The sequence below is a fragment of the Streptomyces sp. NPDC020965 genome, from assembly GCF_044333555.1.
Classification (GTDB): Bacteria; Actinomycetota; Actinomycetes; order Streptomycetales; family Streptomycetaceae; genus Streptomyces.
In genome coordinates, this window is record NZ_JBIRRE010000014.1 from 103877 (window position 1) to 129752 (window position 25876).

A 25876-nucleotide genomic window follows, 5' to 3' on the forward strand; every position below is an offset into this window, starting at 1 on the left:
CGGCCTGGACAGACCCATCGAGAGGAAATGATGACCACCTCGTCACCCACCGGCACCGTGTCGGCCGGCGCCGGACGGCGGACCGGCGCCACGCCGACCGTGCTGCTCAACGCGCAGTATCTACCGACGAGTCGGGACTGGCGGACCGCCGCGGGCCGTGCCGATTCCCCGTTCGAGCTGGACACCTTCGTACGGGCGGCCCAGCGGGCCGAGGACGCCGGGTTCGACGCGCTGTTCCAGGCCGACTTCTCCGGTGTGAACCGTGCCGGGTTGCGCGCGGGGCCCCCGCTGACGGTCTTCGAGCCGTTCCAGGTCGCCGCGATCGTCGCCGGCGCCACCTCGCGGCTCGCGGTCATGCCGACCGTGTCCACGCTGCACACCCATCCGTCGTCGTTCGCCCGCGGGCTCGCCAGCCTGGACCGGATATCCGCCGGCAGGGCGTGGGTCAACGTCGTGTCCTCCTTCCGGTCGGGTACCGCGATCGGTGTCCAGCGTGCCGTCCCGCGCGAGCGACGGCACATACAGACCGAGGAGTTCATCCGGGTCGCCCGGGAGCTGTGGGCGAGTTGGCCGCCCGCGGCGAACGTCCCCGACCCGGCGACGGACCGCTTCATCCGCGAGGACCTGATCACCGACGTCGAGCACCACGGCGAGTTCTACGATCAGTCGGGGCCCATCGACATGGCGCCGTACTCGGCCGACTTCCCGTTCACCCTCCAGGCCACGTCGTCACTGGAGGGGCTGCGGCTGGCGGCCCGTACCGCGGACGGCGTCTTCGCCGGAACGGCCACCCTGGGCGCGGCGCGGGAGCTGCGCCGCATCCTCCGCGAGGAGACGCGGCGGGCCGGCCGGCCGGCCGACAGCGTGGCCCTGCTGCCGGGCAGCTACATCCATGTCGTCGGCACCCGGGAGGAGGCCGAACGGCTGTCACGTGCGCAGTACCACAGCATCCACGCCTTCGGCGGACAGCGGGCGCTGGACGAACTGCGGACCCGGTACCCCGGGCTGCGTCTGGACGGCGTGAGCCCCGGCGGCCGGCTGCCGCCGGGCGCGCTCCCGGAGGATCCGGACGAGGTGTTCGCGACGTTCGGATCGCGCTATCTGCCGCTGTGGGATCTCGCCCGGACGCCGGGGCGGACCGTGGCGGAGTTCGCGGCGGAGGTGCTCACCCTCAGCGAGCACGCGCGATTCATCGGCACACCCGAGCAGATCGGGGACGAACTGCGCCGCTGGTACGACGCCGACGGGGTCGACGGCTTCCAGATCATCCTCGGCAATGACTTCGACGCGCTCTGTGAACGCGTCATCCCCCGGTTCCGCGGCGACGACGCGCGCGTCCCCCGGGGCACCAGCACCCGCCCGCTGTCCCAGCGCTCCGGCTGACCGGACCCTTCCGGGATCACGGCGGGCGCCGACGACAGCCACCGCGCCCCCGCCGCACCGTCGGCACGCCCGCACACCTTCATTCTGTCCACATATCTCCGCTTTCCTTCGCGCCATATCCGGCGCCGCCCGCTGATCCACCCCATCCGGAACAGTGCCTAGGTCCTGTCCGGGCGATCCTGTCGGGCCCGCGACGATCGCCCGGACAGGACCTAGCGGAGCAGGTCTCACAGAGCAGGAGAGGCAATCACGCATGACCGAACGACAGCACGCGTCGGCCTCCGGCGCACGCACGAGCACCGTCCCCCCGTCCGACACCGCGCGCCGCACCGCCCTGTGGAAACGCCGCCTCTTCGAAGCGGAGGCGGGGCTGACCCGGTTCCTCGTCGAGGCCCGGGCCGGCGTGCACATGCAGGAACTCCTCCAGGTCAAGCAGGCCATCTTCGAATCGCTCCCGGAGGGCGAGGAGGAGCAGGACTGGAAGGCGGCCTTCTTCCGGGGGCAGGCCCTGATGGAGCAGTTCGTGGTGGCCCACTTCGGTCACGACGACCTCAGCGCCTGGGCCGAGTCCAACAGCACGATCTACGCGGCCGTCGACCCCGGACCCAAGCACGACGCCGTCGTCCCCCTGGAGCGGCTCAACGCCCAGGCCGACCTCTACGACTCCGACACCGAGTGGGTCGAGCACGGTGCCGATCGTGCCGTCCTGCGCATCCGGCACTGCGCCATCTGGGACTACCGGGAGCTCGCCCGGAACCGCGGAGTCACGATCACCCTCCGATCCCCTTGCGAATACTGCGTCCCCGCCACGACCGGGATGATCACCAACAAGGGTCTCAGCGCCACCCATGAGCTGACCGAGGACCAGAGCGGCCGTGGATGCGTCTGGACCACATCGCGCAACCTTTCCCGGCCCGCCGAGGGCCACCGCACCGTCTCCGAAGGACAGTTGTGATGACTCGACAGACCGGACACATCGAACTCGACCCGAACGCAACGGCGGAGACCGGCTGGGACCGCTTCCGTGGGCTGCCGGCCCGCCAGCAGCCCGACTGGCCCGACCGGGAAGCACTGCGCGAGACGCTCGGCTCGCTCCCGCCGCAGGATCTCGTCAGCCGTGCGTCGGTGGACGAGCTGAAGCGCGAGCTGGCCAACCTCGACGCGGGTGGCGGACTGATCCTGCAGCTCGGCGACTGCGTCGAGAACATCGAGACCGATGTGAACGCCAACACCCGCAATATGATCGCCTTCCTGACGCACTTCCGGTCGCATCTGCGCACCCGTACCGGCCGGCACGTCGTCGGCGTCGGCCGGCTCGCCGGGCAGTACGCCAAACCCCGCTCACAGGATCACGAGGTGGTGGGCGGGGTGACCCTGCCCAGCTTCCGCGGCCCCATCATCAACTCCCCCCAGCCGACCCCCCAGGCACGTAGGCCGTCCCCGGACCGCATCGCGCAGGCGCACGCCGCGGCGCAGACGTCCTACGCGGCGATAGCCGACTACCACCGGGCCACCGCGAACCTCGATCCGATCTGGACGAGCCACGAGATGCTCCTGCTGGACTACGAGCTCCGTTATCTGCGCGAGGGCGAGGACGGTCACCATCTCGCGACCGCGCACTGGCCGTGGATCGGGGCGCGCACCCGGCAGTTGGACGGGGCCCATATCGCCGTCGCGGCCACCTTGAGCAACCCGGTCAGTGTGAAGATCGGGCCGGACACCGCACCGGAGGAGGCGGCGGAACTGGCGGCCACCCTCAATCCGCGCGACGAGCCGGGGAAGCTCACCTTCATCGCCCGGCTGGGGCACCAGAACGTGGAGCGACTGGGCCCGATCGTGCGCGGTGTGCACCGCCGGGTCGAGAACGTGCACTGGATCAGCGACCCGATGCACGGCAACACGGTCCAGGGCGCGTACGGCTTCAAGACCCGTCATGTCGAGCACATCATCGCCGAACTGACGCGGTTCCAGGAGATCGTCGTCGCCAGCGGCCGGCGCCCCGCCGGTCTGCATCTGGAGGCGACGCCCGAGGACGTGCACGAGTGCACCGAGAACTCCGACGAGCCGCGCGACCCGGCCCGTTACCGCACGCTCCTGGACCCCCGCCTGAACCCCGAGCAGACCGCGCGCGTCCTGAGCCACTGGTCCGTGTGATCCGGCCCGACCACCCGAATGGGAGCACCCATGACACGTTCACTCCTCGACCTCGAAGACGCCGCCACGATCGACCCGGACGCATACCTGCGGGCCGCCCTGGTCTGGCACTTCTCGGAGGACACCGGGTCCCGGCTGTGGCTGGACCTCGCGAAGGAGCTCGACTTCGACCCGCTGTCCGACATCCGTTCCTACGACGACCTCGCCAGGTTCCCGGACATCGCCGAACATCTGCGGAACAGACCGGTGGCGGATCTCGTGCCGAGGGGGCTGGTCCATGATCCGACCCCCTCGGTGTTCGAGACCGGCGGCACGACCGGCGCCCCCAAACGCCTCCTCTACACCGAGCGCTGGATCCGGCGGGCCCTCGGCTGGAAGACGGCCGAACTGCGGGCGGCGGGCTTCCCGGCCGGTGAGCCGTGGCTGGTGGCGATGCCCTCGGGCCCCCATGCCTTCGGACACACCACCCGCCTCCAGGCGACGGCACTCGGATCCGTCCTGCACACCGTGGATCTCGACCCGCGCTGGGTGAAGAAGCTGATCCTCGCGGGCGGCAGCCCCGACGCGTACCTCGCACATCTGATCGACCAACTGGGGCACATCATCCGCACCCAGAACATCGCCGCCATCACGATCACACCGCCGATCTTCTCCGAACTACTCCTGCACGACGAGCTCACCGACCGGCTGCGGCACAGCCTCAAGTACCTGGCCTTCGCCGGCGCGCATCTCGACGACGACACGCGCGACGTCATCGCGGAGCTCCTGCCCGACACCGTGATCCAGAACATCTACGGCAGCACCATGGTCCTGACCACGGCGAAGGTCCGCGCCGGGACCGAGGCGTCGTCCACCGTCTACGACGGCTACTCGCCCTTCGTCGTCTTCGCCGTCGTCGACCCCGAGACCCGGCGCCCCGTGGCGTACGGGGAGCGGGGCCAGGTGCGCATGACCCACATCAGCAGCGGGGTGTTCATCCCGAACAACTTCGAGCGGGACTCGGTGATCCGCGTGCCCGCCCCCGAAGGGTCCGTCGGCGACTCCCTGAGCTCGCCCCAGCCGCTCGCCGCGTTCGACGGGGAGCCGGTCATCGAGGGAGTGTACTGATGTCAGCCCCACCGGACGGCGAGGCCGAGGCCGACGACGTCATCGTCGAACTGCCGCTGCTGACGCATCGCGGTACGCACAGCACCCGTGCCCGGGAGACCCTGTACGGCATCGACGGGGGACCGGTCGCCTCCCTCTCACTCAGCCCCGACCTGCTCATCTCGCAGAGCCTCATCGCCCAGAAGCGTGCCGCCCCGCTCTCCCCCGACGAGCGCGCGGAGCGACTCTCGGAGGCATCCCGGCGATTCCTGGACGATGTGTTGGGTGGGCTCTCGTTCACGGAGCACTGCGCCTACGTCAACCGGGTGTCCGGGCACAACGTGCCGCTCACCGAGGCGCTGAGCCGTGCCGTCGCCGTGGCCATCGCCGAGGCGCCGGTTCGCGCCGACCGCGCGAGGCCGACCGGTTCGCTGCGTTCGTGGGAGGAGGCCCGCGACGGGGCCGGGAGCGGCGTCTGGACACGGCGCGGCGAGACCCTCGCCGCCGTGCTGTCGGGTAACGCGCCCACGATCCAGAACGGCTGGCTCCAGGCCCTCGCGCTCGGGTACCGGGTCGCCGTACGGCCCTCGCGCCGTGAACCGTTCACCGCCTACCGGGTCGTCCACGCACTCCGGGCGGCCGGGTTCCCCGACACCGCCGCCGTGTACCTCCCCACGGCACACCAGGGGGTGTCCACCCTGCTGGGCCGGGCGGACCTCGGTCTCGCCTACGGCGGCGCCGACCTCGCGTCCACCTACGGCTCCTCGCCACAGATCAAGGTCGGCGGCCCGGGCCGCTCCAAGACCCTCGTCACCCAGGACCGCGTCTCGTCCACGACCCTGAGCTCCGTCGCGGAGTCGGTCACCGCGCTGTCCGGCGCGGCCTGTGTGAACACGACCGCGGTACTCGTCGAGGGTGACCACGAACAATTCGCCCGTGACCTCGCCGGTGTGCTCCGCGATCTCACCGGTGCGCGGCAGACCACGGATCGGCACCTCGGGCCCCGGGTGCCCCGGGAGTCCGCGGACGCGCTGATCGGGTATCTGACGCGATCCGCTTCCCACGCGCGGGCGGAGATACCGCTCCAGGAGGTGGCGACACCGCATCCGGACGGCGGCGTCGTGCTCGGCCCCGCCGTGTTCAGCGTCCCGGACCCCTATGACAGGCTCATCGGCACCGAGTTGCCGTTCCCCTGTGTGTGGGTGGCGCCGTGGACCAAGGCGGACGGTGTCGGTCCGTTCCGCGAATCGCTGGTCGTCAACGCGATCACTCAGGACGCGGACCTCATCGGCGCGCTGCTGCGCGAACCCGGCGTCGGGAACGTCCATATCAACGCACCGACCGTGCACAGCGACGGCAACCTTCCGCACGAGGGATACGTCGGCGATTTCCTCATGCGGAACAAGGCTGTCGTGTCCCGCTGACCGGCCACGGCACCGTTCCCCCGCCGCATGGCAGGGGAACGGTGCCGGTCCGGGGACCCGGCGGGGCCTCCGCCGTGGGCGGGAGGACCCGGAGCGGAAAACGCCGTGCGACCCCGCCACGCCGTGTGATAGTCACCATGGCCATGAGCGATCTCGTGACCGAGCGACTGGTGCTCCATCCACTGACCGTCACTGAAGCCGAGGGAGTGATCGCGGGCGTCCCGGAGGGAAGCGCTCGCTGGGCGGCCGGGTACCCGATGGAGGGAGACGTGTCGGCGGCCAGGCGCGTCCTCCTTTTCCCAGCGGAGGGTGGCGCCCGGCATCTCGGCGCCTTTGAGATCCGGCGCCGTACGGACGGGTACGCGATCGGCGGCGTGGACTTCCACGGCCCCGCCGACGACAACGGCAGCGTCACCATGGGGTACGGCCTGGTGCCGGCCGCCCGCGGCCAGGGGTACGCGTCCGAGGCGCTGCGGGCGTTCCTGGCGTTCGCGCGCGGTCTCGGCATCACCTCCGTGCGGGGCGACACGGACCATGACAACATCGCGTCCCAGCGGGTGATGGCCGCGGCCGGGATGCGGTGGGTCGCGGAGGACGAGCGGGTGAGGTACTACGAGACGGTCTGGGCCGACCCGCCGGGGCGACGGACACCGACCCGGCCTCGTAACAGTCCCGTGAGCGCGGGAAACGACTACAGAACCGGCGCAACCGCACCTCTTTCTCCCCCTTTCATCGGATTCGACCCGGGGGCGGCCTGACAGATCGGCGGCGAGCGGGGAGGATTGGCGTCATGAACACCGCAGAGATATCTGATCATCCACCGATCTACGAGCGTTTGGTACGCGAGCGGGGCGACGTCCTGGCCGAGGCCCGGAAGGCGGCCGAGCACACCCAGCACCAGGCGCGGCAGGCGCTGGACTGGAGCGGGTTGCGGCGTTCCCACGGGGAGCGTTCCCACGGGGAGAGGGACGAGCGCACGTTCTCCGCGTTCGGCTGAGCGAAGATCGATCCAGGCGGTTCAGGGCCGGCGCCACGACCGCGTGGCGGAAGCGGGAGCGGTGGTCACCTTTCCGGTGCGCTCCGGGCTCCGCCCCGACGGGACCGGAGCGGCCGACAGTCGTACGGAGGAGGGGGCGGCCCCATCAGGCCGCCCCCTCCTCCCCTCACTCCTCCACCACGGACCTAGGTCCTGGCCGCGCGCCGGAGGCGGGCCGACAGGTGGTGCCCCAGTGGCTGACCGACCGCCGCGAGGTCGTGGACGAAGTCGAGCGTGTCCGCGTCGGTCAGGGTGTAGCGGCGGCGGGTGCCGTTGACCTCCTTGGCGGTGGGCGTGAGAGCCACCTGATGGGTGCTGAGGTCGACCGTGTCCCCGTCGGCGTGGCCGACCGAGATCTCCGCGATGCCGGTGGGCTGAGTGATCAACGCTTCCACCCGCCCATCGGGCTGCGGTCGCCACCAGCCGCTCTCCCGGGCGGACGGCCGCAGCGGTTCGCCGTCCGCGTCGAGCAGCCAGGCGCGCGCCTCGTAGTGGAGGAAGGGCCGCCCGTCATGGCTGAAGGTGACCTCCTGCGCGTAGGCGAACTCCTCCGCGAGTGTCGGGTACTCGCCCCGGCCCCGACCGACCCAGGTGCCCAGGAACCCGATCAACGGCGCGAGCAGCGCATGCGGCTCGGGTGCCTCGTCCGGTCGGAGGGCGTCGGGATACGGGTACTGCCGCACGGAGTCGGTCATCTGCTGCGCTCTCCTCGGTCAAGCCGGTGCCGGGTGTGCAGCCTAGGGCCTCGCCCCGGCCGGCGAAACACGCCGGGCGCACCGGTGTCCGTGCGGACCGAGAACGGTTGAAGGACAGGTCGGGGGCACGCGTACGGCCGCCGCCCCTGGCGGCGGACAGCGGTGCGCCCGCGCGGCAAGGCGCGAGCGCACCAGGGAACCTCGGTGACGGAGACTCAGCAGAGCACCAGCACCGTGGCCTGGATGAAGCTGTCGTCCTTGAAGGCGGCGACCACGGGGCCGAACGCCTCGGACGCGGTCAGCGGGGCGGGCTCGGGGCTGCCGACGCTGAAGTCGTGGGACTCGTCCAAGGTGGCCCGTACCTGCTCGCCGGGGCAGTGAACGCCCTTGTTCGACACGATGACTTCGGTCAGCCGGGTGACGAGGTCGCCCAGGCTGTCATCCTTCCAACTGGCGACGGTCCCTTCCGGGTCACCGAGGCTGAAGCGTTCGAAGACATGGGCCTCGGCGCGGCCCTCGCCCTGAATCATCAACATATAGACGCGACGCTTGATAAGGGATTCGGGAAGACTCGCCAGGTTCTCGGCGACTTTCCCCGGTGCTCCGTAGAACGCGTGGGTCTGACAGTCCCATGCGGCGGTCACACATGCGGCAGCCTGGGGGTGGGTGATGGGCTCGTGCTGAGTGAGCAGGTTTTCGGACAAGAGCTCGGCTCCTTCCGGGATGTGGTCGCCCGGAATCACTGTTCGCCACTGTGGCGGTGGGCGGTTGTGGATACCGTAGTGACGCTTGTCCGCTCCGTCGATCAGGGGTTTCCCCTACCGCCGAACACCTCACAGGTGGCTACTCCCTCACCGATCGTCGCGGTCCGTGACGGCGGTGCGCGCGTGGTCGACGGTGTTGACCACGGCTGACACCGACCGGACGATGAGTGCCCCGACGACCGCAGGTTGACGTGAGGAGGCCGCGTATGGGAGCGATCACTCTGTACCGAGCAGCGCTCGGGGTTCCGGGGATTCCCCGGGTGGTGGGCGCTCTCTTCGCCTGCCGGCTGCTCGCCGGAATGGTGAGTCTGGCCCTCCTGCTCGCCGCCGAGGACGCCATGGGCAGCTTCGCGGGGGCCGGGCTGGTGGCGGGCGCGTACGCCGTCGCCCTCACCTTCACCGCGCCGGTGTGGGGACATGTCACCGACATCCGGGGGCTGCGGAGATCGCTGCTGCTGGCCACCGTCCTCCAGGCAGCGGCCTTCACCGTCTTCCTGCTCACCGCGTCCGGGCGGGCCCATCCGGTTCTGCTCGCCGCCGCGGCCTTCGTCGTGGGCGCGTGCACACCACCGTCCGGCACGGTCGCAAACAGCGTGTTCGCGGGCCATGTGACGGGTGAGGAGGAGCGCAAGACGCTGCTGGCGCTGTCCGGCCTGCTCACCGAGAGCGTGTTCATCCTCGGACCGCTGATCGTGGCCGCGGCGGTGCTGCTGTTCTCGCCGCTCGCCGCCGTCCTGGTGACCGCCGTGGTGTCCACCTGCGGGGCGCTCTGGCTGGCCGGCGCGTCGGCAGTGGCCGCCGTCGACCGGGAGAGCGCCCGGCGCACCGTACGGAACCGGTTCACCTGGCCGCCGGGGCAGATCAGGATCCTGCTGACCATCGCGCTGGGGGCGATGGCGATCGGGGCGGTGCAGGTGACCACCGTCGCCCACGCCGACTCCATTGGGACCAGCGCGGGTCTGCTGATGGCGGTCACCGCCTGCGGTGGCGTCCTCGGCAGTCTGCTCTACGGGGGCACCCGGCTGCCCGGCGCGCAGACGACGCATCTCATCGTGGTCCTCGCCGTCTACGGTCTCGCCATCGCGACCCTGGGTCCGGAACCCGGACTAGCCCTGAGTCTGCTGCTGTTGTTCGTCATCGGGTTCGCCAACGGCCCCGCCGACGGCATCGAGGCGGCTCTCGTCTCCGAGCGGGCCTCCCCCGAGACGCGCGCCCGGGCGTTCGGGCTGCTGGTGTCGGCCAACTGGATCGGCTTCGCGGCCGGTTCCGCGATCACCGGGTACGCCGTCGAGCACCTGTCCACCGGTGTCGGCGCGCTCGTGGGCTCGGTGGCCGCCCTGGCCGCGGTCTGCGCGCTGCTGGAACGGCGACGCGCCACGGCACCGCCGGCCGACGGCCCCGTACCGGCCGGAGAGGAGAGGGATCGTGCCGAATCCTGACGCGCCCCCGCCCGCGGACCCGGCAGCCCCGCACGAGCACGTCACGCTGCACGGCTGGTCCGGCCAGTGGGAGGAGGTGGCGAGAAGGCTCTTCGCGGTCCCGGGCGACCTGGTGGCCGCCCCGTACGCCGCACTGCTGCTCCAGGACGGCGGCCGGGCGGACATCTATGTCTTCGAGCGGGATGCGCACGGCGGACGGGAGGTCCGCACCCGCGTCTGGACCGGTTCCGGACTGGGGACCCTGCCGGCCCGTCTGACGGGACTGGTCCTGGCCGGCTGCGGCACGCACGGGGTGACGGCTGCGCTCGGCGGTATCGGCCCCTTCGCCGACCTGGGGGTCACCCCCGCGCCGCCGAGCCCCCGGGGCGCCTTCGGCCATCCGCTGCGCCACTATCCCGAGGACGGCCGCCTCGACGCGTATGTCCTGGCCGGCCGCCGGAGCGAGCCGCGGTACGTCGCGGAGGCGTTCGCCAAGGGGCCGCGCCGGGAGCCGCGGTGGGAGCTGTGCGCGGTCACGGGCGTCCGGCGCACCGTGGCGGGAGCGCTGTACGGGCTCCCCCGTGAGATCGCCCTCCGGGACCGCTGTCTGCTCTTCCTCCGGGTCGAGGGGGCCGCCGAGATCCACCACTTCGCACGCACCGCCGCCGAACCCGGTTCGGTCACGGTCCGGGTGTGGCGGGGCGCGGCGCTGGGGGATGTGCCCGCGCGCTGCCTCGATCTCCTCTCCCGCGGTGCGGCCCCGGAGTCGGCGGGCGGGGCCGTGGGGGCGCTCCTCGCCGGCCTCGGCGGGTGGACCGCCGCCCCGCCCTCCCTCGCCCCGATCTCACCGCGCGGCGCCTTCGGGCTCCCCCTCGACACCCTGCGGGCCGCCCGGCCCACGGCGGCCGACGCCGTCGGTGCGGCGGTTCTGGTCCACTGACCGCCGCCCGGCCGGCGCGCGGGTCCGTCTCACCCCTCCCCCGCCATCGGGAGCCGGGGGACGTCTTCGGGGTCGAACCCGAAGAGCTGCCCGTAGAAGGAGAGTTCCGCCTCGTAGCAGGCGGCGATGTTCGCCTGGTCGCGGAAGCCGTGGGACTCACCGGCGAAGGGCAGATAGGCGTACGGGAGGTTCCGGCGCGCCAGCGCGTCGGCGAACCGCTCCGACTGCGCGGGCGGCACCACCGGATCGTCGAGCCCCTGGATGAGCAGGACCGGGCAGCGGACCTGCTCCGCCCGGCCGAGCGGTTCCCGCTCCCCGTACACGTCGGGGTCGTACGAGCCGACGAGTTCGAAGATGTACCGGGATTCGAAGGAGTGGGTCTCCATGCCGAGCGTCCGCAGTGAGGAGACGCCGAAGTAGGAGACGCCTGCGCCGAAGATGTCGTACGAGGTGACCGCGGCCAGCACGGTCCAGCCGCCGGAGCTGGCGCCGCGCACCGCGATACGGCCCGGGGCGGCCAGCCCGGAGTCGACCAGGTCGCGCGCGACGGCGACGACGTCCTCGACCTCGGCGGCGCCCCACCGTCCGCGCAGCCGGTCGCGGTGGTCGCGTCCATAGCCGCTGGAACCGGTGTAGTTGACGTCGGCGACACCGATGCCACGGCTGGTGAAGTACGCCTTGCCCAGGTCGAGCGCGGGCCCGGCGAAGCCGGTGGGGCCGCCGTGCACCCAGATGACCCACGGGGGTTTCCCGGCGGTGTCCGCCGCGCCGGCCGGCCGGGGCAGCGGACCGGTCGGGGCGTAGAGATAAGTCGATACCGGACCGCCGTCGCTGCCCCGCACCACGCGTTCGTACGGTTCGGGGAGCCGGTCGGCGGGCGGGAGGCGGTCGCTCTGGCGGGCGAGCACCCGGTGCCGTCCTGAGGCGACGTCCACGGCGAGCACCGACCGCGCGAGCCGGGTGCCGCCCGCGATGCCGGCCACCGTCATACCGTCCACCGCGATGCCGCCGTCCCAGCAGTCGTACGGCAGGTCGAGGTCGTCGAGGGTGCCGGTCTCCGGGTCGAGGATTCCCAGGCGCAGCGGTCCGCGCCCGTGCAGCACGGCGAGCCGGCCGTCGCCCAGGACGCCGTAGGGGCGGTCACCGAGCTGCCACGGCGGTTCGGCGAACTCCTCATCGGCAGGGCACAGTGCCCGCGCGGCGGAGCCGTCGGCGGCCAGCAGCCAGAGGTTCCACCAGCCGGACGCGTCGGACACCGCGTACAGCTCGGTGGTGTCCCGCCACACCGGTGCCAGCACGGATTCGCCGGGGCCGCCGCGCAGGACCGTCGATCCCGCCAGGGTGCCGTCCGGCAGGATGCGGGCGAGCCGTAGTTCGGTGCCGTCCCAGGGCATCCGTGGGTGGTCCCAGGCGAGGTAGGCGAGGGTGCGGCCGTCGGGTGAGACGGTGGGGCAGGCGTAGAAGTCCGCTCCCCGGGCGAGGGTGCGGACGGCCGCCGGATCGTCGGCGGCCGAGCCGCAGAGCGGGACGGCCGCCAGAGAGCGGACCGATCCGTCCGTGGCACCTTCCCGGACGCACTCCTCCTGGCCGCGTTCCTCCTGGACGCACTCCTCCCGGACGCACCAGACCTCGCCGTCCGGGCCGGGGGTGAGGTCGGCGTAGCGGACGGCGGGTCCCGCGGGGGAGGGTGCGGGGGTCAGCGGGCGGGCATCGCCGTCCGGCCCTGACCGGTAGATGCGCTGGTCGGCACGGTGGATGAAGAGCACATCGCCGTCGGGCAGCACGAGGTAGGAGCGACCGCCGTACTCATGGACGCGGGTCGCCACGTCCCAGTGGGGGGCGAGGGGCTCGGCGGCCTCCCCCGGGCGGTGCGGGGGTCCTCCCCCGGCGGCCCGGGGGGCGGGCGCCGCTTCTCCGGCATGCCGGGCCCCCGCCGGGGGCTCATGGGCGGGCGGCTCTTCCCCGGCGGGGGCGCCGGTGTGCCGCACCAGGACCGTACGGCCCTTCTCGTGGGGTCGGCACTCCTGCCACCAGATGCCGGCGCCCGGCCCGTCGGCGATGACGGTGGGGAAGCCGAAACCGAGCCGGGCCCGCGCGACATCGGCCGCGCCGATCGGGGAAGGTGTGGCGCCCGTCGGGGCGCCCGGGGCGTTCAACGCTCCATCACCGCGACGGGGCTGCCGCCGTCCAGCAGCCACTTCGCGACCATCGAGGCCCGGGTGTGGACCTGGTACCGCGAGTAGAGGCGCTGTAGGTGGGAGTCGACCGTCCGGGCGGACACCCCTAAGCGTCTGGCTATCTCCTTGTCGCAACAGCCTTCCGCGATCAGCGAGAGGATCTGTGCTTGGCGTGGGCTGAGATCCATGGGGTCTCCTCGTCCATGGCCGGGGCACACGTACCGGGCGATCAGCGGAGTGTGCGGCGGCTGCGGCGATCTCTGGGCTCGGTCTGTGGTGCGTGATCACTGAACGCGGCGTGGGAGACTCACCTCCGGCCGGGGGAGCCGGGAGATGTGCCGCGGCGGATGAAGTCCAGGCCACCATACCCCGAGGGCGTACTTGTTCCGAGGTTGTCGGAGGCGTTGTTGAGGGCGTTCCGGTCGCTGTGGACCCCGGCCCGTCCGACCAGGAAACAGGTTAGGCTAACCTAAATTCATGTCGGTTGCTCATGTCTCCTGCCGTGCACGCGTCGAGGCGGACCCGGCCGCGCCCCCGCGGTGGTCCGCGCCGGTGATCGGCGGGGCCGAGGTGCGTCCGCCGTATCTCCTCACCACCGCCGTCTTCGACGGCAGCGGGCGCATGGGGCCGTTGTTCGGCGAAGCGCACACCCATACCGACGCGCTCCTGGTGTGGCCGCACACCGGGTCGATGACCCTGCACACCCCGACCGGGCTGCGGCGGCTGGTCCCCGGGCAGGGGCTCTGGGTGCCGCCGGACACCCCGCACACCTCCACCGCCGACCCCAGCGGAGTCGGCTGCTACACCTATGTGGCCCGGTCCGCGGTCCCCGCCGAATGGACCGCCCTGCGGGTGCTGAAGGTGGGGCGCGCGCTCCAGGAGATGCTGCTCCACCTCGACGCGACCCCGATGCCCGACGATCTCCGACTGCGGACCCAGCGGGTCATCCTGGAGATGCTCCAGGACGACCCGCTCCCCGTCCTGGAGGTGCCGATGCCGGCCGACTGGCGCATCCAGGCCCTCGCGGACGACGTCCTGCGCGACCCGGACAGCGATCGCTCGCTGGAGGAGTGGGCCGCGCGGCACGCGCTCAGCGTGCGTACGGTCACCCGGGTGTTCAGCAGTGACATCGGGATGTCGTTCACCCGCTGGCGGTCCCTGGTGCGGATGTCCGCCGCGACGGCCCTGCTCGCCCAGGGACAGCCGGTCAATCTCGTCGCGCACCGCTGTGGCTATGCCACGACCAGCGCGTTCAGCGCGGCGTTCCGCCGGGTGACCGGCGCCAGCCCGACCGAGTACCTGCGGGAGCGCTCCGTACCGGCGGCGCCCGCCGCCGATTCCGCCGACGGCTCGGCCGATGGGCCCTGACCGGTCGGTCGGTGGCCGATTCGCGACGCACCCTGGCCGGGGCACGACGCCCGAGAGCCCCGGCATTCCCTAGCGTTGATTCAGGTGAGGGTTACCTAACCTCCGGTACGGCAGATCGAGCGCCCCCGTACCCCGACCGCGCGCGTACGTCCCGCACCGCTGTGACGGCTCGCCACCCCGAGCACCGTCACGCCGCCCCCGCGGTGCACAGAAACGAGGAGAACCATGTCCGTACCCCCGGCCGCCCCGACGGCCGCACCCGCCCCGGCGCCCCACCGCGCCAGGGTCTGGGCCCGTGCCGCGGGACTGGCGGTCGCCGCCGCCCTCGTCCTGACGGGCTGCGGAACCTCCGCCTCGGGGTCCGACGGTGACGGCAAGGACGCCAAGGCGGGCTCGTCCGCCGCGTTCCCGGTCAGCATCAAGCACGCCCACGGCACCACCGAGATCACCGCGAAGCCCAAGCGGGTCGTCGCCGTCAGTTGGATGAACCAGGACATCGTCGCGGCGCTCGGCACCATGCCCGTCGGCGTCGACAAGCAGTGGGGCGGCGACAAGGACGGCCACACCCCCTGGTTCCGCGCCCAGGCCGAGAAGATCGGCGGGAAGCTCCCCGAGACCCTGAACTACGGGGACGCCGGCGAGATCGACTTCGAGCAGATCCTGTCCCTCGAACCGGATCTCATCCTCGGCCTCTACTCCGGTATCACCGACGTCGACTACAAGCGGCTCGCCGAGATCGCGCCCACGGTCCCCTACCTGAAGCGGCCCTTCGACGGGGGCACCTGGCAGAGCATGACCCGCACCATCGGCAAGGCCCTCGGCGAGAACGAGAAGGCCGAGGCCCTGGTCACCGGCGTGGAGGGCCGGCTCGCCACCGTCGTCAAGGAGAACCCCGATTTCCAGGGGAAGACCTTCACCTTCGGCACCGCCCTCACCCCCGGCTCCACCGAGGCCGGGCTGTACGTCGACTACGACCCCAGGGTCCGGCTGCTCAACGAGATGGGCTTCGTGAACACCCCCTCCATGAAGGCCATCACCGACACCGTGAAGGGCACCAACTTCTACGGCGGCATCAGCCTGGAGAAGCTCGACACCATCAAGGCCGACGTCTACGTGGGCTGGGCGTACGACCCCAAGGAGGTCCCGTACTCCCTGAACGACCCGCTCTTCAAGCGCTGGGCGCCCATCAAGAACAAGAACTACACGTTCATCAAGGACGCCGAACTCGGCATGGCCACCAGCGGCCCGACCGTGCTGTCGATCCCCTGGGCCCTGGAGCGGTACGTGCCGATGCTGGCCGACGCGGTCGCCGGCAAGGGTGCCCCCGCCTCCTGATCCGCCCGGCCACCGCCCGTACCCCACCCAGCCCACCCACGAGGATCACCCGTGACGACGACCGCATCACCTCCCGGTGAGACCGCCCCCGCACGGCGTGACGCGCCAGGCCCGTACTCCGGTACGGGCCTGGTCCCGCGTCATCGGCACCGCTCCCTGGTGCTGCTGGCCGCCGTCGCGCTGCTGCTCGCCGTGTCCGTCCTCAGTGTCATGGTCGGCGCCCGCGGGATCGCCCCGGGCACCGTGTGGGACGCCCTGTTCCACTTCGACGGGTCCTCCGACGAGCAGGTGATGGTCCGCGAACTGCGCGTGCCGCGTACGGTGATCGGGCTGCTGGTGGGGGCGGCCCTCGGCATGTGCGGTGCCCTCATCCAGGCGTTCACCCGCAACCCCCTGGCCGACCCGGGAGTCCTCGGCGTCAACGCGGGCGCCGGCTTCGCCGTGACCTTCGCCGTCGCCGTGCTCGGTCTCACCGATCCGTCCCAGTTCGTCTGGTTCGCGCTCGCCGGGGCCTTCGGAGTGACCATCCTCGTCTACACCCTCGGTTCGCTGGGCGCCGACCGCGCGACCCCCGTGAAACTCACCCTCGCCGGGGTCGCGCTCACGGCCGTGTTCGGCGGACTGACCTCCGCCCTCACCCTCAAGAGCCTGGCCACCCTCGACATCATGCGGTTCTGGGGGGTCGGCTCCGTCGGCGGACGCTCCCTCGACATCCTCCCGGTCGCCCTCCCCCTCATCGGCGCCGGACTGGTCCTGGGCCTGGCCTCCGCCCGCTCCCTCAACGCCCTCGCGCTCGGCGACGACAGTGCCCGCGCCCTCGGTGTCCGCCTCGGTGCCACCCGCACCGGCGTCGTCCTCGCCGTCACCCTGCTCGCCGGTACCGCCGTCGCCGTCGCCGGTCCGATCGCCTTCGTCGGACTGATGGTGCCGCACGTCGTGCGCTGGTTCACCGGCCCCGACCAGCGCTGGATCCTCCCCCTCACCCTCGTCGTGGCCCCCTCCTTCCTGCTGGCCGCCGATATCGTCGGACGGGTGGTCCTGCCCTCCGGGGAGCTGCGGGTCGGCCTCGTCACCGCGCTCATCGGCGCGCCCGTCCTGGTCGCCCTCGTCCGGCGCCGGAACGTGAGCGGACTGTGAACACCCACCCCACCCAGGAACGTGAACCCGCCGTGACCCCCGCTCACCTCCCGCCCCCCGCATCGGCGCCGACCGCCGGAGGGCCGCCCGTACGGGTCGACTTCGGACGCCCCGCCTGGACCCTGCGGTGGCTGGGCGCCGCCCTGCGCGTGGACCGCCGTGCCGTCCTGGTCTGCGCCGTGCTCACCGCCGCCGTCCTCGCCCTGGGCGTGCTCACCCTCGGCACCGGGTCCATCTCGCTGAGCCCCGCCCAGGTCGTGACCGCGCTCATCGATCCGGAAGCCGACCGCCGCGCCCGGCTCGTCGTCGTCGACTGGCGGCTGCCGAGACTGCTGTTCGCGCTGGTCTGCGGCGCCGCGCTGGCGATCAGCGGGGCGATCTTCCAGTCCCTCACCAAGAACCCGCTCGGCTCCCCGGACATCATCGGCTTCTCGTCCGGCTCGTACGCCGGGGCCAGCGTCGTGATGCTGCTCCTCGGCACCGCCAACTACTACGCCATCGCGACCGGGTCGCTGATCGGCGGGGCCGTCACCGCGCTCGTCGTCTACCTGCTGGCGTACCGGCAGGGACTGCATCCGTTCCGGCTCATCATCGTCGGTATCGCCGTCGGCGCCGGCCTCAGCTCGCTGACCTCGATGCTGCTGATCTCCGTCAATCCGCACCAGGCGATGCTCGCGGCGACCTGGGCCGCCGGATCCCTCAGCGGACTCGGATTCGGGGAACTGGGCCCCACCGTCGTCGTCTTCCTCGTTCTGCTGCTCTGCTCCGCCGCGGTCGTCCGGTCCCTGGTGCACCTGGAGATGGGCGACGACACGGCCGTGGCCCTCGGCGTACGGGCGAACCGCGCCCGGCTCGCCGGAACCGTCGTCGGGGTCGCGCTCACCGCCCTGGTGACCGCCGCCGTCGGACCGATCGCGTTCGTCGCGCTCGCCGCCCCCCAGATCGCCCAGCGGCTCACCAGGGGTTCCACCACACTGCGGCTCGTGCCCGCCGCCCTCACCGGGGCCCTGATCCTGGTCGCCGCCGACTTCGCCGCCCAGCGCGTCGACCTGCCGGTGGGAGTGGTGACCGTCTGTGTCGGCGGGGCCTACCTCGCCTGGCTGCTCGCCCGCCAGTACGCGTCCCGCCGATGAACCCCGCCCCGCCGCCTTCCCGAGGACCCCTCATGCCCCCGAAGACCGACCGCCCCGGGCCGCCCCGCGCAGCCGCGCCCACCCGGACCGCCGACCAGGACCGGGGCCCCGGTGCGGGCGCCGTGCCGACGCCTCCCGCCCCGCTGGAGGTACGGGACGCGACCTTCGGCTATGCGCGTCACCCCGTCTCCGAGCACCTGGACCTCCGGATACCGGACGGCTCGTTCACCGCCATCATCGGCCCCAACGCCTGTGGCAAGTCCACCCTGCTGCGCGCGGTGGCCCGGCTGCTGGCGCCCACCGCCGGACAGGTGCTCCTCGACGGCCGGTCGATCGCGTCATACCGCTCCAAGGAGGTCGCGCGCCGCCTCGGACTGCTGCCGCAGACCTCCCTCGCCCCGGACGGCATCAGCGTCTCCGAACTCGTCGCCCGGGGCCGCTATCCGCACCAGACCATGACCCGCCAGTGGACCGCGGACGACGAACGCGCCGTCGCCGAGGCAATGGCCGCCACCTCCGTCACCGGGCTGTCCGGCCGGCTCGTCGACGAACTGTCCGGCGGCCAGCGGCAGCGCGTCTGGGTCGCGATGGTGCTCGCCCAGCAGACCCCCCTGCTGCTGCTGGACGAGCCGACGACGTTCCTGGACATCGCCCACCAGATCGAGCTGCTGGAACTCTTCACGGATCTGCACCGCTCCGGCCGGACCCTCGTCGCGGTCCTGCACGACCTCAACCACGCGGCCCGCTACGCGACGCACCTCGTCGCCATGCGGGACGGCCGGGTCGTCGCGGAGGGCCCGCCGTCCGAGGTGATGACGGCCGAGTTGGTGCGCGAGGTGTTCGAGCTGCCGTGCCGGGTGGTGCCCGACCCGGAGACCGGCACCCCCATGGTCGTCCCGCTGGCCCGTCACCGGGACACCCCGTGAAGCGGCCGGAGGACGCCGGGCCGGCGGTTCGGGCGGTGCCGGCCGGGGAACTGTTCAAGGTCGCCCTGCTGCGCGGCGGACGCGGCCTGCGGCTGGGCCTGACCACTCTCGCGTTCATGGTCCACCAGCTCTGCGAGGCCCTGGTGCCGATCCTCATCGGCGTCGTCATCGACCGGGCGCTGGAACCCGGCGACCCCGCGGCCCTGCTGCGCTGGCTCGCGGTGCTCGCCGGGGTGTTCCTCGCGCTGTCGCTGTCGTACCAGCGGGCCTCGACGGCGATGGTCGGCGTCTACGGCTACGCCGAGCACGAGCTGCGCCGGCTCACCATGACCCGGCTGCTCGACCCCTACGGGCTGCGCCGCCGGCGCGGCCCCGGTGAGACCCTGTCCCTGGTCACCTCCGACACCTACCGGGTCGCGGGCGTCTCCTGGAGCGTCGTCGAACAAGCGGCCACGATCACCGCGATCCTGACGGCGTCGACCGCGCTGCTGCTCATCTCCGTACCCCTCGCGCTCGGGGTGATCGTCAGCACCCTGCTCGTCCTCTTCCTGATGCGCCGCATCGCGACCCCGCTGGAGGCGCGCGGCCTGGCCGAACAGGGCTCCGCGGCACGCGCCGGGGAGGTCGCGACCGACATGATCACCGGACTGCGGGTGCTCGCCGGGATGAACGCCCGGACGGAGGCGGCCGACCGGTACCGGTCCGCGAGCGACGCATCGCGGCGGGGCGCGGTCGCCGCGTCGCGCGCCGTCCTCGCCTACTCGGCCCTCAGTCTGCTCCTGTCCGGCGTCTTCCTCGCCGGGCTGGCCACCGCGTCCGGTCTCCTCGCGCTCGACAGGCAGCTCACCATCGGACAGTTGGTGACCGTCCTCGGTCTCGCCCAGTTCCTCCAGGGCGCCCTCGCGCACGTCGGGACGTTCGCCTCCAACTGGGCCCACAAGCGCGCCTCCGCCCGGCGGATCGGCGAGCTGCTGGCCGAACCGCCGCTGATCACACCGCTGGTGCCCGGTACGGCGAGCGGGTCGCGCGCCGAGGCCGCCGTCCCCCGGCCCCGTACCGAACCGATCCCGCTCCACGCCCACGCCGACGCCGACGCCGTACCGCCCACCGGCGCGGTACCGTCGCACGCCCGGACCGTCTGGCGGCCACCCGGCCATGAGCAGCCCGTCGAACTGGCGCCCGGCACGCTCATCGGAGTCGTCCCCCGGCACCCCGCGCACGCCCGGCACCTCAGCGACCGGCTGGCCTGCCGGGTCCCGGCGGACCGGGGGGAACTCCTGATCGACGGGGCCGACGCCGTCGATCTCGGCCCCGACGCGGTCCGCGCCCATCTGGCGGCCCCGCCCCATCAGGGCACCCTCTTCTCCGGCACCCTGCGCGCCAACCTCACCCCGCCGGGCGGCGCTCCCGACCCCGCCGTGGTGCGGGCGGCGATGCTGGACGACGTGCTGGAGCACATCGGCGGCGCGGACACGGACATCGGGGAGCAGGGCCGCAGGCTCTCCGGCGGTCAGCGACAGCGGCTGTTGCTCGCGCGGGCGCTGCACGCGGACGCCCCCGTGGTCGTCCTGGACGAGCCCACCACGGCGGTCGACCCGGTGACCGAGCAGCGGATCGCCCGTGGGCTGCGGGAACTCCCGCGCACCACGCTGCTGATCACCACGAGCCACATCCTGCTGTCCGCCTGCGACCAGGTGGTCGACCTCACCGACGCGACCGGCGACGACGACATCGCGGAACCCGGCGACGCGGGCGGTGGGGACACCCGAGACGACGACCCGAACGGACACCCCCGGTGACCCCGCCTGCGACCACGCCCGCGATCGTCCCCGATCCGGACCCGACCGCCGGGGGCGCCCCCGGCACGGACACCCGCGCCGACCCGGCGGCCGCCCGGCTCCCCGTCGCCACCCCGGACCGCACCCGGCGGGAGGTCGTCCGCCGACTCGCCCGCCACCGGCGCCGGCTGACGATCACCCTGCTCGTCCTGGTGGCCGGTACGGCCGCCGCCCTCGCCACCCCACCGCTCCTCGGCGCGGTCGTCGACGCGGTCGTCGACCGGGCCGGCCGCGGTCGGGTGATCGCCCTCGGCGCCGCCCTCGTCGGCTCCTCGCTGGTGGGCGCCGCGCTCATCTACCTCGGGGGCCGGATGCTGGTCGGCCTGGTCCAGGAGACCCTGGCCGGACTCCGCGAGGACGTGTTCGACGCGGCGGTACGGCTGCCGGCGGACACCCTGGAGTCGGCCGGCAGCTCCGATGTGGTCTCCCGGGTCACCGGCGATGTCGAGGCGGTCTCCGAAGCGGCGTCCGGCGTACTGCCGGACATCACCGGCGCGGCCCTGACCGTCGTCCTGACCGTGGCGGGCCTCGCCGTCCTCGACCCGCGACTGGCCCTCGCCGGACTGGTCTGCGTACCGCTCCAGTGGTACGCCACCCGCCGGTTCCTCACGCACTCCCACGAGGTGTACGGGGACGTCCGCCGGCTGGAGTCCACCCGCGGGCAGACGGTCATCGAAGCGGTTCGGGGCGCCGAGACGATCCGGGCGTACCGCACCCAGGACACGCATCTGACCGAGTTGGCCGAGCGCAGCGAGCGGGCGATCGACCGGCAGCGCGACGGGGTACGGCTGCGCAACCGCTTCTTCGGCTGGCTGAACACGGCGGAGTTCGTGGGTCTGGCCGCCGTCCTGGCGACCGGGTACGTGCTGCTCGGGCAGGGCGCCATCACCCTGGGGACGGCGACGGCGGCGGCCCTGTACTTCCACCGGCTGTTCGGCCCGATCGGTCTGCTGCTCACCAGCCTGGACGACATCCAGCGCGCCACGGTGGGCCTGGCCCGCCTGGTCGGTGTCACGGACCTCGCCGCACCGCGCCCGGTGTCGCCGGAGCCCGCGCCGGGCACCCGGCCGCCCCCGGCCGTGACCGTGACCGGGGTCTCGTACAGCTACGGCGACGCCGCCCGCGAGGCGCTGAGCGACGTCACCCTGACGATCCCCGGCGGTGCGACCGTCGCCCTGGTGGGCGCGAGCGGGTCGGGCAAGAGCACGCTGGCGCGGCTCGTCGCGGGGGTCGGCGAACCGGACCGGGGCCGGATCGCGGTCGGCTCCGGACCGGAGACCGGCCCCCGATACCTCGTCACCCAGGAGATCCACCTCTTCGGCGGCACCCTCGCCGACAACCTGCGGCTGGCCAGGCCGGCGGCCACCGACGCCGAACTGGTCACGGCGCTGCGGGAGACGGGGGCCGGCTGGGCACTGGAACCGGGGCGCGGACTCGACTCGGTCCTCGGCGGTCCCGACGGCGCCCCCCTGGACGACGCGTCGGTTCAGCACCTGGCGCTGGCCCGGGTCCTGCTGGCCGACCCGCCCGTGGTCGTCCTCGACGAACCCACCGCGGAGTCGGGCCCGGCGAGCCGGGCCGTCCTCGGCGCGGCCCTCGAACGGGTCACCCGTGACCGGACCAGCGTGATCGTCGCCCACCGACTGGAGCAGGCCCGCGACTGCGACCACATCGTCCTCCTCAAGGAGGGCCGGGTGGCCGAGCAGGGCACCCATGAAACCCTGATGACCTCGGCGGGCGAGTACGCGGCGCTGTGGCGGGCGTACACCCCGGCGGGGGAACCGGACGGCGCGCACGCGGCGGAGCCGCCCGCGCACGCGGAGACCGGACCGCGACCACACCCCGAGCTGAACACCGCACCGGAACCAGGCACCGGCGCGGGAACCGACAAGGAGCACTGAACGTGGAGATCTACCGAGCCGTCGTCGCCCGGGTCCAGCACCTCACCACCACCATGGTCCGGGTGACGCTGACCGGCGGGGACCTGCCGACGTTCACCTCGACGGGCGTGGGCGACGAATACGTACGACTGTTCTTCCCGCACGGCCCCGACCGTCATGACCTCTCCCTGCCGGTCGCGACGGAGACGAGCTGGGAGACCCCGGAGGGCCGCCCCACCGCTCCCATGCGGACGTACACGGTCCGCGCGGTACGGCCCGAACTCAACGAGATCGATATCGACTTCGTCGTGCACGACCACGGAGTGGCCGCCACCTGGGCGGCGGCGGCGCAGCCGGGTGACCCGGTGGGGCTCAACTCCCCCACCGGGCTCTACGACCCGCCCGAGGACTTCACCCGTCAGATCCTGATAGCGGATCTGACGGGGCTGCCCGCCGTAGCGCGGCTGCTGGAGAACACCCCGGAGCACATCGAGACCCGGGTGATCGTCGAGGTCCCGGACGAGGCTTCGGTGCTCCCCCTCCCGGCCCACCCGCGGACGAAGGTCACCTGGACGTACGGGGGCAACGGGCACTCCCCGAGCCGGCTCGCGGACCTGGTCACCACGGCCCTGCCCGAGGACCGGGATCTGGCGGGGACCTATCTCTGGACGGCGGGCGAGACGACCGCCCTGCGCTCCGTCCGCAAGCACCTCCGCAGGACGCTGTCCCTCCCCACCGACCGTTTCAAGGTCGTCGGCTACTGGGTCCCGAACTCCGATTCCTGGTCGGAGCGGTGGGAGGCCCTCCCGGCGACCGTGAAGGCGCAGCTCGAGGCGTTGTGGGAGGACCCGACGGACGATCTGGAAGACGTCACGATCGAGTACGAGGACCGGCTGAGCGGTCTGGGCCTCTGAGCCGGGCGTGGTGCACCGCGATGGGCCGGGGGCGCCCATGAGTGTGTGCAGTCGTCCGCATGGGCGTTCGCGCCGGTGCGCCGCGGCGGTGTCCGTCACCGCACGTCGACACCGTGGGCCCGGGCCAGGCCGTCGAGTCCGTCGGCCCAACCCTGGCCGATGGCGCGCATCTTCCACACCGGCCGGCCGTTCGCGCTGTGCCGGTACAGCTCGGCGACGACCATGGCGCGTACGTCCGGGTCGCTCGGCGGCCGGCACTCCCAGGCGGCCCCGGTGCCGCACTCCACGCGCAGCACGGCACGGGTGAGGGCGTCGCAACCGAGGCCCGTCTCGACATTCATGTTGACCGCCACGGCGACGCGCCGGACCTGCGGGGGCAGGGCGGCCAGTTGGACGGACGCGCTCTCCACGGTGCCGGTCCCCGCCGTACTCCTGCCCAGCAGCCGGACCGCGCCCGCGGCGGCCGACGGCTGGTTGTAGAAGACGAAGTCCTCGTCGCCGGCGACCCGTCCGTCGCCGTCGGTCAGGAAGAACGTCAGATCGGCGTCGGCTCCGGCGAATTCGAACGCGATCAGCAGCCCCTGCCACGCCTCTTCCGGAAGCGTCAGGGTCTGCCCGGGGACGAGGGAGACCGGGGCCGCGCGCTGCATGACCACCGTGGCGGCCGTCGGCGAGGCGGTGATTCCCTCCCGCCACTGCGCGAACGGCATGATCCAGTACGGGTCCGACGGCGGCGCGGCGGCACCGGAGGGGGCTCCGTCGCGCAGCCCGATGTCCAGATTGGCCAGGGTGGATCCGCCGGAGTCCGGATCGTCCTCGGCGTGGTCGAGGAGGTCCTGGAGTCCGGGCAGTCGACGGGTGTTCAGGGGTCTGACCGTGCTGGAGATGTTCCCCGTCGGGGTCTTCCGGACCGAACAGAGCACGTCCTCGCCGATGTCCAGGAACCGCAGCGCGTCATCGGGCCCCTGCCAGACCGCGTTCTCGATCGCTTGGCGGGTCCACCGGCCGTACGCCACCACACCGAGCTGCCGGCTCTCGGGCATCCGGGTCAGTACGGCCAGGTTGATGGCGGTGATGCCCGGAGCCGTCGCGAACCCCTCCTTGAGGGTGGCGATGACATGGGAGCCCATGGCGGTGAGCCACCACCGGGTGCGGTCGCGCTTGGTGAGGTCCTTGAGCGTCGGTCTGCCGGCGGGGGTGAGCCCCGGCGCCTGCTCGGGCAGCGAGTCGAGGTCCTGCTGCCGCATCACGACGGACATCACCGAGCCGTCCACCCCGACGGCGCACCCCGCGGCCGGGTTGTCGGCGAAAGCGGCGTTCACCGCCTCACAGACGGTCTCCTCGTCGTTGCCGGTCAGCGCCCACCACCACTGCTCCGCCTCGGACATCAGCTGATCGTGCGCGCTCCGCAGCCGCATCTGCTGGTCGGCCAGGTAGACGGGGGCGTCCCGCTCCGCCCGTTCCTTGCCCGCCGCCCGCTCGGCGCGGGCGAACATCCCGGTCCCCCGCAGGTGGAACGCCTGGGCCTCGGCGCGCGCCCACTCCATCCCCAGGGCCGGCGGGCCGGGCACCACGGGCGGCCGGGCCGCCTGGAAGCTCCGCACATGCTCATTGGTCGTCCGGTGCCACAGCTGCCGCAGCTCGGCGATGGCCGCGTCCCGCTGGGCGTCCAACTCGGCCCGCTCCGCCGCCCGTCGGGCCCGGTGGAGTTCCTCGGCCGACGGTGCGACCTCGCGGGGCGGCGGCGTGCGCCGGGTGCTGGTGCCCGGATACGCGGCACCCGGTGTCCCCGCCGGGGACCCGGAGCCCTGTGGCGGGATCCCCCGGAACTGCCCCTGCCCGGGCGGGACCCGGGTCCCCCCGCTGCCGGCACCGACCCGGACCACGCGTGACCCGACGGACACCCGCACCCCACGGGTCGACACCCGCACGCTCATTCCCGGCACACCGACACGAAAGCCGAACCCCATGGTGGCACCCCTCCCTCAGGGCTGGAGTCTGTCACCACCTTCGGCTGCATGGGCACCCGACACCCGACACCCAATACCTGGCTCCGCGGCGCGGCGGCGCCCCGGAGCCGCCCTGGTTGCGGGGCGGTCGCGACCCCGACCGTAGCTAAGGTTAGCCTTACTTCACTGCGTGCCCGATGTCTTCGCGGCCGGGCAAAAAGCCGGGGCGGAAAGGCAGTTGGGCCCATCCGGAGACCGGTGCGGCCGGGCGGAAGAGGAGAGCTGGAAGATGCGGTGTGCCATGTTCGGCTGCCAGACC

22 protein-coding genes are annotated in these 25876 nt (G+C 72.5%); 17 read left to right on the forward strand and 5 right to left on the reverse strand.

Annotated features, from left to right (window positions below; translation table 11 throughout):
• Positions 1-30: 30 nt before the first annotated feature.
• The 7 genes from ACH4S7_RS32535 to ACH4S7_RS32565 all read left to right on the forward strand — a co-directional run bounded on the left by ACH4S7_RS32535 (position 31) and on the right by ACH4S7_RS32565 (position 7044).
• Positions 31-1383, forward strand: a complete 1353-nt coding sequence (locus ACH4S7_RS32535; protein WP_398524970.1) for an LLM class flavin-dependent oxidoreductase — start codon at positions 31-33, stop codon at positions 1381-1383.
• A gap of 253 nt (positions 1384-1636) precedes the next feature.
• The gene (locus tag ACH4S7_RS32540; RefSeq protein WP_398524971.1) at positions 1637-2338 is read left to right on the forward strand and encodes a hypothetical protein; all 702 of its coding nucleotides are present in this window, start codon (positions 1637-1639) and stop codon (positions 2336-2338) included.
• The gene (locus ACH4S7_RS32545) at positions 2338-3537 is read left to right on the forward strand and encodes a 3-deoxy-7-phosphoheptulonate synthase (RefSeq protein ID WP_398524972.1); all 1200 of its coding nucleotides are present in this window, start codon (positions 2338-2340) and stop codon (positions 3535-3537) included. The genes ACH4S7_RS32540 and ACH4S7_RS32545 overlap by 1 nt, the downstream gene beginning before the upstream one ends.
• Positions 3538-3567: 30 nt before the next feature.
• The gene (locus tag ACH4S7_RS32550; RefSeq protein WP_398524973.1) at positions 3568-4644 is read left to right on the forward strand and encodes an AMP-binding protein; all 1077 of its coding nucleotides are present in this window, start codon (positions 3568-3570) and stop codon (positions 4642-4644) included.
• Positions 4644-6047, forward strand: coding sequence for an aldehyde dehydrogenase family protein (locus tag ACH4S7_RS32555; protein ID WP_398524974.1), 1404 nt, complete (start codon positions 4644-4646; stop codon positions 6045-6047). The genes ACH4S7_RS32550 and ACH4S7_RS32555 overlap by 1 nt, the downstream gene beginning before the upstream one ends.
• Before the next feature lie 143 nt (positions 6048-6190).
• Positions 6191-6805: a GNAT family N-acetyltransferase gene (locus ACH4S7_RS32560; RefSeq protein WP_398524975.1), complete on the forward strand. Its 615-nt coding sequence runs from the start codon at positions 6191-6193 to the stop codon at positions 6803-6805.
• Between the two features lie 32 nt (positions 6806-6837).
• The gene (locus ACH4S7_RS32565) at positions 6838-7044 is read left to right on the forward strand and encodes a hypothetical protein (RefSeq protein ID WP_398524976.1); all 207 of its coding nucleotides are present in this window, start codon (positions 6838-6840) and stop codon (positions 7042-7044) included.
• A 185-nt stretch (positions 7045-7229) separates the two neighbouring features.
• Here ACH4S7_RS32565 and ACH4S7_RS32570 read toward each other — a convergent pair whose 3' ends face one another.
• Positions 7230-7778 carry an FABP family protein gene (locus ACH4S7_RS32570; protein WP_398524977.1) on the reverse strand — a complete coding sequence of 183 codons (549 nt, stop codon included), beginning with the start codon at positions 7776-7778 and terminating at the stop codon, positions 7230-7232.
• A gap of 215 nt (positions 7779-7993) precedes the next feature.
• The gene (locus ACH4S7_RS32575) at positions 7994-8482 is read right to left on the reverse strand and encodes a hypothetical protein (RefSeq protein WP_398524978.1); all 489 of its coding nucleotides are present in this window, start codon (positions 8480-8482) and stop codon (positions 7994-7996) included.
• 266 nt (positions 8483-8748) lie between these two features.
• On the opposite strand from ACH4S7_RS32575, the gene ACH4S7_RS32580 reads away from it, so the two are divergent.
• Both ACH4S7_RS32580 and ACH4S7_RS32585 read left to right on the forward strand, forming a co-directional pair.
• Positions 8749-9981, forward strand: a complete 1233-nt coding sequence (locus tag ACH4S7_RS32580) for an MFS transporter (RefSeq protein ID WP_398524979.1) — start codon at positions 8749-8751, stop codon at positions 9979-9981.
• A complete protein-coding gene (locus tag ACH4S7_RS32585; protein ID WP_398524980.1) occupies positions 9968-10900 on the forward strand; it encodes a hypothetical protein in 933 nt (310 codons plus the stop codon). Before ACH4S7_RS32580 ends, ACH4S7_RS32585 begins: the two co-directional genes overlap by 14 nt.
• 29 nt (positions 10901-10929) lie before the next feature.
• On the opposite strand, the gene ACH4S7_RS32590 is transcribed toward ACH4S7_RS32585, so the two are convergent.
• Both ACH4S7_RS32590 and ACH4S7_RS32595 read right to left on the reverse strand, forming a co-directional pair.
• Complete coding sequence (locus ACH4S7_RS32590) at positions 10930-13056, reverse strand: prolyl oligopeptidase family serine peptidase (RefSeq protein WP_398524981.1); 2127 nt, start codon at positions 13054-13056, stop codon at positions 10930-10932.
• A complete protein-coding gene (locus ACH4S7_RS32595) occupies positions 13053-13265 on the reverse strand; it encodes a response regulator transcription factor (protein WP_398524982.1) in 213 nt (70 codons plus the stop codon). The genes ACH4S7_RS32590 and ACH4S7_RS32595 overlap by 4 nt, the downstream gene beginning before the upstream one ends.
• A 289-nt stretch (positions 13266-13554) precedes the next feature.
• Here ACH4S7_RS32595 and ACH4S7_RS32600 point away from each other — a divergent pair, with 289 nt between their 5' ends.
• The 8 genes from ACH4S7_RS32600 (at position 13555) to ACH4S7_RS32635 (ending at position 23608) form a co-directional block, all read left to right on the forward strand.
• Positions 13555-14445: a helix-turn-helix domain-containing protein gene (locus tag ACH4S7_RS32600; protein ID WP_398524983.1), complete on the forward strand. Its 891-nt coding sequence runs from the start codon at positions 13555-13557 to the stop codon at positions 14443-14445.
• A 225-nt stretch (positions 14446-14670) separates the two neighbouring features.
• Positions 14671-15780: an iron-siderophore ABC transporter substrate-binding protein gene (locus ACH4S7_RS32605; protein WP_398524984.1), complete on the forward strand. Its 1110-nt coding sequence runs from the start codon at positions 14671-14673 to the stop codon at positions 15778-15780.
• Between the two features lie 51 nt (positions 15781-15831).
• Positions 15832-16917 carry a FecCD family ABC transporter permease gene (locus ACH4S7_RS32610; protein WP_398524985.1) on the forward strand — a complete coding sequence of 362 codons (1086 nt, stop codon included), beginning with the start codon at positions 15832-15834 and terminating at the stop codon, positions 16915-16917.
• 32 nt (positions 16918-16949) lie between these two features.
• Positions 16950-18050 (forward strand): FecCD family ABC transporter permease, encoded by a 1101-nt coding sequence (locus tag ACH4S7_RS32615; RefSeq protein ID WP_398524986.1) that lies wholly within the window; start codon positions 16950-16952, stop codon positions 18048-18050.
• 32 nt (positions 18051-18082) lie between these two features.
• The gene (locus tag ACH4S7_RS32620; protein WP_398524987.1) at positions 18083-18976 is read left to right on the forward strand and encodes an ABC transporter ATP-binding protein; all 894 of its coding nucleotides are present in this window, start codon (positions 18083-18085) and stop codon (positions 18974-18976) included.
• Positions 18973-20775, forward strand: coding sequence for an ABC transporter transmembrane domain-containing protein (locus ACH4S7_RS32625; RefSeq protein ID WP_398524988.1), 1803 nt, complete (start codon positions 18973-18975; stop codon positions 20773-20775). The genes ACH4S7_RS32620 and ACH4S7_RS32625 overlap by 4 nt, the downstream gene beginning before the upstream one ends.
• Positions 20772-22715 (forward strand): ABC transporter ATP-binding protein, encoded by a 1944-nt coding sequence (locus ACH4S7_RS32630; RefSeq protein ID WP_398524989.1) that lies wholly within the window; start codon positions 20772-20774, stop codon positions 22713-22715. Before ACH4S7_RS32625 ends, ACH4S7_RS32630 begins: the two co-directional genes overlap by 4 nt.
• A gap of 2 nt (positions 22716-22717) precedes the next feature.
• Complete coding sequence (locus ACH4S7_RS32635; RefSeq protein WP_398524990.1) at positions 22718-23608, forward strand: siderophore-interacting protein; 891 nt, start codon at positions 22718-22720, stop codon at positions 23606-23608.
• A 95-nt stretch (positions 23609-23703) separates the two neighbouring features.
• Here the strand turns inward: ACH4S7_RS32635 and ACH4S7_RS32640 are convergent, their stop codons facing one another.
• Entirely contained in the window at positions 23704-25533 is a 1830-nt protein-coding gene (locus ACH4S7_RS32640) for a TerD family protein (RefSeq protein WP_398524991.1), read from the reverse strand.
• Positions 25534-25876 lie beyond the last annotated feature (343 nt).